We start from the raw sequence: 12,334 nt of genomic DNA on the forward strand, positions 1-12,334 counted from the left end.
TAACTCCGTTTGCACTTTCAACGCGCACGGATAGAATGCATCCGCGTTCAACTGCCGATAAACTGATTTCTTCTGCACTGCATTTCTTTTCAGACAATTCATGACTCAACAAATACCAACCCTCCAATGGCAAGGCGACATCGAAGGCGTGCTGGTCCTACTGGATCAGAAGCTACTCCCTGCCAAGACGGAGCTCATCGTCTGCAACGATGTCGATCAGGTTTGGATTGCCATCCAGGAACTCAGCGTGCGAGGCGCCCCGGCGATTGGCATCGCTGCGGCCTATGCCGTTTGCTTGGGGGCTCAGGTGGCCCTCGACACAGAGCTGCAACCGATGCAACAGCGCGTTGGGCAAGTATGTGACTACCTGGCTGAAAGCCGTCCCACGGCAGTCAATCTCACCTGGGCGCTTGCCAGAATGCGCCAAGTTGCTGATCAAGCCACCGATTGTGGTCCGCGCGAGTTGGCACAGGCATTGTTGTCCGAGGCACAGGCAATTCATGCCGAAGACGCAGAAATGTGTAAGTCCATCGGACGACACGGCGCCGACCTGCTTGCGGAATTTCCCGTTGGCGCTGGCGTTCTCACGCACTGCAATGCAGGCGCACTGGCAACAGGAGGTCAGGGGACTGCCCTTTCGGTCATCTTCGAACTTGCAGAGCGTGGCAAGCAGCCGCGAGTTTGGGTCGACGAAACCCGACCCTTGTTGCAAGGTGCACGTCTCACCACCTGGGAACTTATGCAGCGTGAAATCGAGTGTACCCTGATCTGCGATTCCGCGGCGGCCCACGTCATGGCAGCGGGACAGATTCAAGCGGTGATCACAGGTGCTGACCGCATCGCGGTTAACGGCGATGCTGCCAACAAGATTGGCACGTATGGAGTGGCCCTGCTCGCTCGGTCCCACGGCATCCCCTTCTACATCGCTGCGCCTACCAGCACCTTCGACATGGCAATCGCCACTGGAAATGAAATTCCTATCGAACAACGAAGTGGCCAAGAAGTCGTGCAAGGATTTGGCAGCACAACAGCCCCCGCAGGCGTGGCTGTTTACAATCCCGCCTTCGACGTAACCCCCGCCGAGTTGATCACGGGTATTATTACTGAACGGGGAATCGTTGCGACTCCCACACGGGATCGAATCGAAGCACTCGTAGGCCGGAACGAATAACACGAGTTCCGGCACAATTGACGGTAAACAATCGCGATTGCCGGAACTCGCGCTGCTCGTTCCGGCCTACAGCTAGAGGTTAACTTGAGCGAAACCAAAGCGAAACCATCCGATAATCCCTCCATCGGCGAGTATCTCATTCGCCGATTGCAAGACTACGGTGTTGCTGACGTGTTCGGCATCCCCGGCGACTATGTTTTGTCGTTCTACACGATGCTCGAAGAAAGCTCGCTCAACACGGTGGGCTGTACCCGAGAGGATTGCGCGGGATTTGCTGCCGATGCTTATGCACGCGTGCGGGGTATGGGGGCGCTCTGCGTCACGTATTGCGTGGGTGGGCTAAGCGTGTGCAACTCGATTGCAGGGGCGTATGCCGAAAAGTCTCCCGTGGTGATGATCACCGGCTCACCCGGCATGCGAGAACGCATTCACAACCCTCTGCTGCACCACATGGTGCGAAACTTTCGCACACAGTTTGACGTGTTCGAGAAGCTCTGCGTTGCCGGAACTGAACTAAACGATCCGCAGACCGCCTTTCGCGAGATCGATCGTGTGCTGGCCGCTTGCCAGCGGTTCAAGCGACCGGTTTACATTGAAATCCCACGTGACATGGTACATGTCCGTCCCGAAATTCAATTGAAAATCGAAGTAAAGCCACCTCAGAGTGATAGCCGGGCCTTGGCCGAAGCAGTCGAGGAAGCCGCTCAACAAATTGAGGCAGCCCGGCAACCCGTGTTCCTCTTGGGTGTAGAGATCCATCGCTTCGGCCTGCAAGGCGAGGTGTTGCAATTGGCCGAAGCATCCGGGATTCCCATGACGGCCACGATGCTCGGCAAAGGCGTTGTTGCCGAAACACATCCACTCTACATGGGGCTCTACGAAGGTGCCCTCGGCCAAGAGGAGGTCACCAAGTATGTCGAGTCGAGCGATTGCGTAGTGATGCTAGGCACCTTCATGACCGACATCAATCTGGGAATCTATACGGCCGAACTTAGTATCTCGGACTGCATTTACGCCACCAGCGAGCAACTCCGCATTCGCCACCACCATTACCACGATGTGCGGTTGGAAGATTTCTTACGCGAACTCGCTGAACGTGGGCTGAATGTACGACAGCCGCTGCCTCCCGCGCCAACCGACTGGAATAAAGCACCTTTCTCACTCAAAGCCGAAGCACCAATTAAGATCACCCGCCTAATCGATCGACTCGACGAACAACTCGAGGACAAGACGATTGTGATCGCCGATATCGGCGATGCGCTGTTTGCTTCAACCGAGCTGACGACTCACGGCCACACGGAGTTTCTCAGCCCGGCGTACTATACCTCGATGGGATTTGCCGTCCCCGCATCGCTGGGAGCCCAAGTCGCTAGGCCCGATGCACGTGTCGTAGCCATCGTTGGCGATGGCGCTTTCCAAATGACGGGCTTGGAGTTTTCCAGTCTGGTGAGCCGGCACATGCCAGTGATCGTGATCGTCCTGAACAACGGCGGCTATGGCACCGAACGCCTACTCCATCCCGGCGAATATGAATTCAATAACATCCCGAACTGGCAATACGACAAACTGCCTGCACTCTTGGGAGGCGGCACCGGCTATCAGATTCGCACTGAAGGAGAATTCGACACGGCCCTCAATGCTGCTTGGCAGGACATGGCGGGACCGAGCATTCTCAATGTGCATCTCGACCGCGAGGATTGCAGTCAAGCACTTAAGCGACTTGCGGAGAGGATGAGCAAAACGGTGTGAAGCACGGTTGCCACATCAGATCGCCCAACTCGCCTGGGAATTCTCACTTTCCTAGCACAACCGCCGCCGCCACCAACGCTGCCAGCAACAAAAGCATGAAAGCAATTCGCTGCTTCGACGGACCCTCATTCGGCTGATCGTCTTCCAACACGGGGAGGTCCTGCGTGAGATGCGACAGGTCGGGACCGAATTCTTCGATGAGGTGGTCCTTCAAAATGCCCTGCACGGCTCGGGCGTTGAAGGGGCGGCGCTCGGGGTCCTTTTCTAGAAGTTGGAAAATCAACTTCTCCAACCATTCGGGGCAGTCGATGTCGCGCTCGCGGATTCCCGGGGGTTTGTCGTTGAGGTGCTGGCCCCAAACCTGGGCAAAGTTGGCTCCCATGAAAGGGGGTTTGCCGGTGAGCATCTCCATCATCACACAGCCCAGGGAATACAGATCGGCCTTGCCGGTAATTTCCTTGTCGCCACAGATCTGCTCGGGTGACATGTAGGCATAGGTGCCGACAGTAATTCCAGCGCCCGTGATGTCTGCCTCGTGGGTATCGCGAGCGATGCCGAAATCGCCCAACAAGAGCTTGCCCCCTTTGTCGAAAAACAGATTGCTGGTCTTGAGATCACGGTGGATGATGCCGTGGTTGTGGGCATGTTGGAGAGCTGAAGCAATTTGTGCAGCAAAGGCCGCCGTTTGTTCCCAGGTGAGGGGGCCGAACTTCTTGATGCGGTCTTTCAGTGTGCCGCTATCCAAGAGTTGCATCGCATAGAAATACTGGCCATCCATCATACCGCCGCCGTAATTGCGGACGATGTGAGGATGGTTGAGCCGTTCCATGATGACGATTTCTCGCTGGAAACGGTCAACGATATTCTCGTCGTGGGCAATCGTCGGGTGCAGTAGTTTGACAGCTACCGGCTCGCTGATATCAGGACTCTCGGCACGGTAGACGACACCTACAGTTCCGACACCCAAGGGTTCCAAGAGTTTGAAATTGGCCGAGGTCGGCAAGAACTTCAATTTGCGTTGCGGAGGAGTCGGAGTATCAGTCATCTGGCTTGGAGCGGAATGGTTCGTTGGAGATGACAATCTTACTAGAGGACGATCCTGGGAAACAGAAAGGACTATACAGTGCTTGCCGTCCCGTTCGTAGTGCCTAGTGATAAGGCAGTCGATGCATTCTCGCCGTGCAAACAATGGCATCGCAAGATAATGCCACGTCATTCGCAGGAGATTTAAGTATAGGCCATATAACTGCTTAGGGAAAACACCAACTCCTTACATCGCGTTTGGCACTAGGGTTGCTATGGCTAAAACTGTCGCCGCTTCTGCGTAGAAATCCAGGAGTTGGCGGGAATTAAAAGGCGGATTTCTAGGTTTCGTGGCAAACACTCCTATCCGAAGGGTGCTGAGCCGTCGCTTGTCTCCAAAAAAACGGTTCAAAACCGTGGTTGTCGGAGTCTAGCGGCCAAGCACCATATTTTCTACGATATGGGCTTGTCCATAGGCCGCTAGAGCGGTCAGGAACCGGCATATCCCATTTGACGGCCACAGTGGATGAATTCACTGTTTGTCGAAGCGATATTAGGCTGTTGTCGGCTAAACGGAGGCGCACTCAGGTGTACGTTTGGCGAGGGGCGACCAAGGAGCGACAACACACTTCTGCAAGGAAGCGAGTCATAACGGTTGTGTCCAATACATTTTCAGGAGTGTTACAGAAAAATGAGTTACAAGTTAGAGTACATCTGGCTCGATGGTTACAAGCCTGAGCCCAGCATTCGTAGCAAGACCAAAATTGTCGACAGCAAACCCAACTCACCAGAGGAATGCCCAGGGTGGTCGTTTGACGGGAGCAGCACCCAGCAAGCTGAGGGGCACAGTTCCGATTGCTTGTTGAAGCCGGTTCGCATTATCGACGACCCTGTTCGCAAGAATGCCTCTCTGGTTATGTGCGAAGTGCTGAATGCCGACGGTTCGGTCCATCCCTCCAATGGTCGTGGTACTTTTGAGGATGACCCCGATTTGTGGCTCGGCTTCGAGCAGGAATACACCATCATGAAGAATGGCAAGCCACTTGGCTTCCCTGTGGATGGCTATCCTGGGCCGCAGGGTCCCTACTATTGCTCCGTTGGCATCATGAACTGCGTTGGTCGTGACATCGTTGAGGAGCACTTGGATGCTTGCCTCGAAGCCGGTCTCTCCGTCACGGGCATCAATGCCGAAGTAATGAAAGGCCAGTGGGAATACCAACTCTTTGGCAAGGGTGCCAAGCAGGCCTGTGATGATCTCTGGTTGAGCCGCTTCCTGTTGCATCGGGCTGGTGAAAAGCACCATGTCAACATCGAGCTCCATCCCAAGCCGATCAAGGGCGACTGGAACGGCAGTGGTATGCATACCAATTTCTCTACCACGCCAATCCGTGATAAAGGTGGCGAGGATATGATCAAAGGTATCTGTGAGAAGTTTAGTGCACGCCACAAGCAGCACATCGCTTCTTATGGCTCAGACAATGACCAGCGTCTGACCGGCTTGCACGAAACCCAGTCGATCGAGAAATTCTCCTACGGAGTAAGCGATCGTGGTTCGTCGATCCGCATTCCAATCGGCACCGTCCAGAATGGCTGGAAAGGTTACTTGGAAGACCGCCGTCCAGCATCTAACGCAGATCCCTATAAAGTGGTTCGCGAGATCCTGGCAACCCTACGATCCTAAGCGGCCTTACTTGGCCCGCTTGAGTTCTAAGAAAACCCCTCTTGGCCACCGCTGGCCAGGAGGGGTTTTCTATTGTATCGTGGCTCTCAATTGGATGGTTCCTTCGTTAGAACCAATCGTATTTCTTCTCTCTTTGAGCAAAGGGGATTCTCGTGTTGACGCCTCAAGATGTTTTGGCTCTCTGCCGCGAACGTGGTGTGCGCGCAGTCGACCTGCGGTTCATGGATTTTCCGGGTCTCTGGCAACACTTCACAATTCCCATTCAGAAGCTTGAAGAAGAAATATTTGACGACGGACTGGGCTTCGACGGTTCCAGCATCCGGGGTTGGCAGGCCATCAACGAAAGCGACATGCTTCTGGTGCCGCAAGCCGAGACCGCCTTCATTGATCCATTCACCGAGATCACAACCCTTTGCATGATCTGCAATATCCAGGACCCCATCACTCGCGAGGACTACACCCGTGATCCCCGCAACGTGGCCCGCAAGGCAGTGAATTACCTCAAAAGTACGGGCATCGCCGATACTTGCTACATCGGTCCCGAGGCCGAGTTTTTTGTGTTCGACGACATTCGATTTGATCAGGCACCACAGCACAGCTATTTCTTCATCGACAGTAGCGAAGCCCAATGGAATCGAGGAACGAATACCAAAGCGTTGGGCGAGGGGCCCAATCTGGGCTACAAGCTGCGACACAAAGAGGGCTACTTTCCCGTGCCTCCTGCGGATCAACTGATGGATCTCCGCAACGAGATGATGATGGCAATGATCGAGTGTGGCTTGGACGTTGAAGCCCAGCATCATGAGGTTGCCACCGCAGGGCAATCAGAAATCGATCTCAAGTATACTGACCTGGTACAAATGGCCGACGACATGTGCCTCTTCAAGTACATCATCAAAAACGTGGCCTGGAAGCACAACAAGTCGGCCACCTTCATGCCCAAGCCACTCTACGGCGACAATGGTTCAGGCATGCACACGCACATCTCGCTGTGGAAAGGGGATCAGCCCCTCTTCGCTGGCGGAGGTTATGCCGGCTTGAGCGACGAAGCTCTTTATGCCATCGGCGGCATCCTCACCCACGCCCCAGCCATCCTCGCGTTCACCAATCCTACCACGAACAGCTACAAGCGACTGGTCCCTGGCTACGAAGCACCAGTCAATCTAGCCTATTCTCAACGCAATCGCTCGGCTGCCTGTCGAATCCCCATGTACAGCCCCAGTCCAAAGGCGAAGCGGATCGAGTTCCGTTGCCCCGATCCGAGTTCCAATCCTTACCTGGCATTTTCCGCCTTGATGATGGCCGTGGTGGATGGAATCCAAAACAAGATCCATCCCGGCGAACCGCTCGATAAGGACATTTACGACATGGAACCTGAGGAACTGGCCAAAGTCCCCAGCACTCCTGGTTCCCTAGGCGAAGCCTTGGCCGCGCTATCCAAGGATCACGAATTCCTCCTCCGCGGCGACGTGTTCACCCAGGACGTGATCAACACCTGGATCACCTACAAACAGAAAAACGAAGTCGAGGCCCTCGCTCTGCGTCCGCATCCGTATGAATTCTGCTTGTACTACGATATGTAGCGCAGGGTGTCCTGGTATTCGTTTTCTGTTTCTGTCATTTCGAAGTACTCCGAGAAATCTGGTTAGATCCCTCGGAATATCTCGGGATGACTATTTGCTTAGCCCTTGAATTAAGTGGATGCAATTCCCGGACACCTTCAAAGATTTACCACAGAGGATAACGAGGAATAGTGGGAAGCAAATGAATCTATGAAGGAGAATTCACCTGTTCGATGGACGACACTTTAATGCTCTTGTCCCCGTGCCCTCCGCGTCCTCTGTGGTTCAATCTCTTTACTTTGGAGTAAGAACCAACAGACGAATACTCTCATCGCACGTGGCGATTTACTCATTCAAATTCGCTCTGCTCCACGGTCACTACGAGACCACCAACCCAATTGGCAGAAATATTGTAGAACACTGCCAAGAGCATCCCGCCGATAAATCCCATGATCGGATACAGCACGACCATGATCAACATGGGGAGAACGGACTCCACCTTGCCGGAAAGCAATACTGCAATCAGCACGAAGGGAAGCATGATCAGCGACAACAAACCATAGAAGGCGGCAAGGACCTTTCCAGTTTGGGCAACACTGAGACTCGTGATTATTCGTTCCATTCTAGTTTCCTTTCCTGTGGTTTCTGCCCCAGCAAGCTTAGGGGTGATGCTGGCAAAGTAAGGTTGTTAAGAGCAGTTTCGCTCGTAAAGCATAGCTCCAATTTGGTGTGCTCGTTTTGTTGCAAGTGTAACCCACTGACAAATAACAACTTACGCCGACAAGGCCCAGCAGATGGGGAAGTCCACCTAGTGGAGGCTAAGTAGCAGCGGTCGAAATAACCGAAGCAGGTTAGTCAAGTATGTCATATCGCCCCATTCCCGATATACTGAGAGCTATGGAGACTTCCACTTTAGAATCTGGAACCATCCCGCCTCCGCTGAGTCTACGGTTCTATCTGTGGTTCGTTATTGCCATTACGGTCTTTGAGCTGTGCCGCGTGGCCACGATGGGTTCGCTTTCGTTCACAATTCCCTTTACCGGATGGATGATTGCATTCCCGTATATGTTTTCGATTTTCTTCGTCTTTGCAGCATTGCGAGGTAGCAAGTTTGGCCCGGCAATTAAAAGCGTGCGAAGCTTCTTGGTATTCGCAATTATACTGGGAGTGCTAGAGTTTGCTTTTTCCTACGGTCGTGAGGACTTCGACAATCCATATCTTCGTGTCAGTCTATGGCGACCTGTTTTCACAGTCATGATTCCATGCCTTTGGCTAATAGTATTGAATAGCAAAGCTGTTTCTACCTACTGTTCAGGAGAGCCTGTATGAGTTTGGAGCTATTCTCTTCACTTCAGACTGAGCGCGGATTTTCTAAGGGGTCGGGAGTCATTCTTAATCAAAGAATCCCGAACCTTTTTCTTCGCCATGCTTTTCGTCGTGACCCTTTTTCTTCGTCTGACTTGCGAGGCGTCGTTACCACCAGGTTCGTTCCAGGATCATGGTCCTATTGTTGGCGTTAATCCAGAGATTCGAGACGTATCCCTCTTTAAGACCAGCCGGGAACACATAGATTTCCGTCGCCAATTCTGGGGAAAACCATTCCGGCGTTCGGTCTCCCAGTGTGTTCGTGAAGGTAGATACCCTGTTCCCTTCGTCTTGGGGAACCAATCCAAATGTCTCGATCACAAGGCGGAGCGCGTCATGATCCTCGTAGGACATCATCGCCAGATACATGGGGTCGATGCCTGCCCCCTCGTATTTTTCTAGGTACGAGACACCGTTGCCCGCAGATAGCTTCTCCCAAGGCGCAAAGTTCTTCCGGTTCGGCGATATCACAGGAATCTTGCCTGAGATTTGGCTCCAGAAGATGACGCCCAAGAGCAAAAGTAAAAACAGTAATGGAAGTTGGGGTCGTTTCGACATCTTGTCCAGTTTAGGAGATGGGCACCATTCAGAGCAAGGAAGCCGGGGCGGTTGTGGGTGCGAGAGCGGAGTGACCTCCGAGCATTACGGGCCAGCAGTAAATCGCGTCTGAATCACTGAGAAAAATACCATCGCCAGCGCAGTTGCTATGACCATGGCTGCACCCGTCCACCACAACGACAGGTTCCACCACCCCCGCTCGTCAGCGTAAAAGAGAATCGCAAACACGCCCAAAGCCGCAAGCACCCCAATTACGATCGCTGCAACGCGAACCCGTGCGTTCTTTGAGATACTTCGCGCGCCTATGGTCGCTATGAGAACTGTGGGCAATATCCACATAAGAAATACGACAGGAGCCTGAGACGCAGCAACAATAAACATGAACGGTGTTCTCCAAATGCTTAGCCCGTTTACGTATTGTAACAGCATGGCTGGCCACGGGTCTTGTCCTACAATCCGGTCGATCCGACAGCCAGGTGCCGAGAGATTTAAGGGAGCGGGAGTCATTCTTAATTAAAGACTCCCGACCCTTTTTCTTCGCCGTAGGATAATCAGTAAGAGGCTAGCGATAGACATTGCAGTCTTGATTAAACTCTTTGAACCTCCGAATGCCATTATCTGTGATTTGTGTTCCGCTAACCAGAATGAATTCCAACTCAGTGAGTGCATATAGATGAACCAGTCCCGCATCGGTGATTCCGGTACCTCGCATATCGAGAACTTTTAGGTTGTTAAACGATGCAATATCGACCATGCAATCGTCCTTAATCTTGTTGTTTTTCTTTCCTTGACGAAGAAATTGCAAGTTTAGAATAACGTAATTCACACTTGACCCTTCAATTCCAACCAGTCGTTTGACAAGGCTTGGAGTTCTGGCTTCGTCATCACGCGTTATGGCGTTACTCTCGCAAATATATTTAACGTCATAAACAACCTCGGCACCTAGCTTTTCGAGCCTCTTTGCGGCCGAGAGTTCATTATAGGCTCGCCTAACTTCTCTTCCGACGATTGCAGAAACTACCGCAAGAATTGTAACAACCAGCAGAAGAGTCCTGACGCTGAATTGTGGTCGGCCACTCAGAGTAACTTTCACCGCTATCCATGCACTGATTCGACCAACGAAGACACATAAATACGGCCAAATAAAGTAAATCGCGAGCACTCCGCCAACTACACTGAATGTCCACCTGATTCCGATGCCGTTTCGCAACATACCGACCGCTATAACCTGAGCAAGCACTACCGCCACAAGAAAGGTCCCGATAGATTTTTGCCATTGCCCAGTTGCGATCTTTACCATCACTGAGCTGGCTATCTCGGTGAGTCCAAGAATTTGCCTTGAGAACACACCTACAGCAACAATCGAGAAAGCTAGAATCACTCCTAGTTGGATGTCAATGCCGAAGCGAAGAAACAGGAATGAAAGTATCTCGATGGAAAGAACAGCGAGCAGAAATACCTTTACCCAAGAACAAGATTGGTAACGAACCGCCGTTTCGTCTTGAGTCGAATGTAGCATCGTCAACAACTGCTCTTGTTCCGTGACTATATTTCACACACAGCTACAACCAGGATAGCAGATACGTGTTGACCTAATCAATCAGAGGTCCAATTCAAGCTGTTGGGCGATGTTTCTCCGAAAAGTGGTATGCCAGACGTTTGAAGGAGTTCACAACTAGCGTTGGAGTGAAACAACAACGAAGGTTGCAGTGCCTCCCGTATCCAGCGTCGGCGTGCCAAACCTCGGAACTTAGCCGTGGCTACCGTTGGTAGCGGCGGTCGATAAAGTTTCAGGACTTAGGCGGGTGTTGCAGAAATGCGTAGGACGAAGAATCTAACGTGTCAAAGCCATTTGTCGTGTGAGCGGTGTCTGGAACGCCACAGACTAAAATGAGCATATCTATAAGTCGGTGTTTTCCAGTCAGATGCAGTAAAAAATGTGGCTCAGTACCTTCGCTTGAAGTACTCGACAACAAAACCCAGTATCTTTTCCCATGCAGCTGCGACTTCCTCAGTCCAATTGTCGTCGAACTCTTCTACAGTAGCGATGGCCGCATCAAGCCAGAAGTGATAAAGCTCTGGCTTAATATCTAAGTGGTCTCTGTCATGGGAAAGTGCTCGGGCTTTCAGTTCCTGCAGGGCTTCTGGACTGCCTGACGTGGCACCGGCGGACATTCTTAGTGAGTTCAGGAGCATAGCATTTTGCTTCTCGAAATTGGTGAAGCGAAACTTAATACTAATCTCTTCGGAACTCGCTAGAAACCGCTTGTAAAATGCAGGGATGAACTCGGCATTTGCTGAGCATCTTTCAAGACTTGCTAGGAAAAGGTCCTTAGATGTCGCTTCAGCCATTGTAGACCCCCGCCTTTTTCAACGCTAAGTACATTTGGTAGTGCCGCGATTGCGGCAACTTGTGGTTCAGTGTCTCGAAGTAAGTTGTTTGCACAAGTCCAATCTTCACCTTGACTTATCCGGCAATGAGCTGACTAGCGACCACTGGCCTAACTGCATCTCAGTGAATCCCCAGGCAGGCTACGGAGCTAGTCGTATCCAGCGGTACATAACGGGTACGCTAAACGGTACAGGACGATGAAGCTGAGGCGGGTTAGTGGGCTTGCTGTCGTGCAATGTCATTTTCCGCGCGATCGCTCTTGCGGCGTAGCCGTTACATCACCGTAGCCCAAGGTTCTCAAATGCGAGTTCCACGAGTGTTTGTGTACCTTGGCTTTATGTCCCAACAGGCTCCTAGGCCGAGCACAACGCGATTTTTACCGGCGGCACATTACCGAGGCCGAAGCAAACCGCGGCATGATTCGGCCTCGGCGACACTCCGGCGGTAGGCCACGTTCTTCGCTCGGCCGTGACGGGAGGTTCCTCGCAAACCCAGGGTACGTCATTGCTCGCCGGGGCTCGCTGTGGCGAACCCTGGGCTACGATGTGCAACCGCGTTGCGGTAATAGAGCCAACCCTGGGGGCACGCATCCTTTGAACCGCGAGCCGGCTGGTCTAAGTCGCTCCGCTCGAAAGCGTTACGTCATCAGGCAAGACGGGTGTCCCCGCAGGGTATGTTGTTTTCCTGCTCTGGCCGATTGCCGAAACTTTGCGCAAGTTTTTGGCCGCGCGATTTGTTAGAATCGTCGTGGCACGCGCATTCGCTGCGCCGATCTTTGATAATTCAGCACTCGATAAAACAGTCTGTTCATTCAGCCGCGGCGCGCTAGCGAC

At 52.6% G+C, this 12,334-nt stretch carries 10 protein-coding genes; 4 read left to right on the forward strand and 6 right to left on the reverse strand.

From position 1 onward, the window contains the following. Positions 1–100 precede the first annotated feature (100 nt). Together mtnA and Pr1d_RS04480 are read left to right on the forward strand one after the other, a co-directional pair. Complete coding sequence (gene mtnA / locus Pr1d_RS04475) at positions 101–1,171, forward strand: S-methyl-5-thioribose-1-phosphate isomerase (RefSeq protein WP_148072406.1); 1,071 nt, start codon at positions 101–103, stop codon at positions 1,169–1,171. Between the two features lie 84 nt (positions 1,172–1,255). After that, positions 1,256–2,920 carry an alpha-keto acid decarboxylase family protein gene (locus tag Pr1d_RS04480; protein WP_148072407.1) on the forward strand — a complete coding sequence of 555 codons (1,665 nt, stop codon included), beginning with the start codon at positions 1,256–1,258 and terminating at the stop codon, positions 2,918–2,920. 43 nt (positions 2,921–2,963) lie between these two features. On the opposite strand, the gene Pr1d_RS04485 is transcribed toward Pr1d_RS04480, so the two are convergent. Continuing rightward, positions 2,964–3,965 carry a serine/threonine protein kinase gene (locus Pr1d_RS04485; RefSeq protein ID WP_168205050.1) on the reverse strand — a complete coding sequence of 334 codons (1,002 nt, stop codon included), beginning with the start codon at positions 3,963–3,965 and terminating at the stop codon, positions 2,964–2,966. Between the two features lie 669 nt (positions 3,966–4,634). Here Pr1d_RS04485 and Pr1d_RS04490 point away from each other — a divergent pair. Further along, positions 4,635–5,624 carry a glutamine synthetase beta-grasp domain-containing protein gene (locus tag Pr1d_RS04490; protein ID WP_148072409.1) on the forward strand — a complete coding sequence of 330 codons (990 nt, stop codon included), beginning with the start codon at positions 4,635–4,637 and terminating at the stop codon, positions 5,622–5,624. 152 nt (positions 5,625–5,776) lie between these two features. Continuing rightward, positions 5,777–7,207, forward strand: a complete 1,431-nt coding sequence (gene glnA / locus Pr1d_RS04495; RefSeq protein ID WP_315853115.1) for a type I glutamate--ammonia ligase — start codon at positions 5,777–5,779, stop codon at positions 7,205–7,207. A 328-nt stretch (positions 7,208–7,535) separates the two neighbouring features. On the opposite strand, the gene Pr1d_RS04500 is transcribed toward glnA, so the two are convergent. The 5 genes from Pr1d_RS04500 to Pr1d_RS04520 all read right to left on the reverse strand — a co-directional run bounded on the left by Pr1d_RS04500 (position 7,536) and on the right by Pr1d_RS04520 (position 11,461). Further along, a complete protein-coding gene (locus Pr1d_RS04500; protein WP_148072410.1) occupies positions 7,536–7,808 on the reverse strand; it encodes a hypothetical protein in 273 nt (90 codons plus the stop codon). Between the two features lie 851 nt (positions 7,809–8,659). Beyond that, the gene (locus tag Pr1d_RS04505; protein WP_148072411.1) at positions 8,660–9,109 is read right to left on the reverse strand and encodes a hypothetical protein; all 450 of its coding nucleotides are present in this window, start codon (positions 9,107–9,109) and stop codon (positions 8,660–8,662) included. 84 nt (positions 9,110–9,193) lie between these two features. Then, positions 9,194–9,490: a hypothetical protein gene (locus tag Pr1d_RS04510; RefSeq protein ID WP_148072412.1), complete on the reverse strand. Its 297-nt coding sequence runs from the start codon at positions 9,488–9,490 to the stop codon at positions 9,194–9,196. A gap of 181 nt (positions 9,491–9,671) precedes the next feature. Next, complete coding sequence (locus Pr1d_RS04515; RefSeq protein WP_148072413.1) at positions 9,672–10,628, reverse strand: hypothetical protein; 957 nt, start codon at positions 10,626–10,628, stop codon at positions 9,672–9,674. 425 nt (positions 10,629–11,053) lie between these two features. Beyond that, complete coding sequence (locus tag Pr1d_RS04520) at positions 11,054–11,461, reverse strand: globin (RefSeq protein WP_148072414.1); 408 nt, start codon at positions 11,459–11,461, stop codon at positions 11,054–11,056. Positions 11,462–12,334: the final 873 nt, after the last annotated feature.

The organism is Bythopirellula goksoeyrii (genome assembly GCF_008065115.1).
Taxonomy (GTDB): Bacteria; Planctomycetota; Planctomycetia; order Pirellulales; family Lacipirellulaceae; genus Bythopirellula; species Bythopirellula goksoeyrii.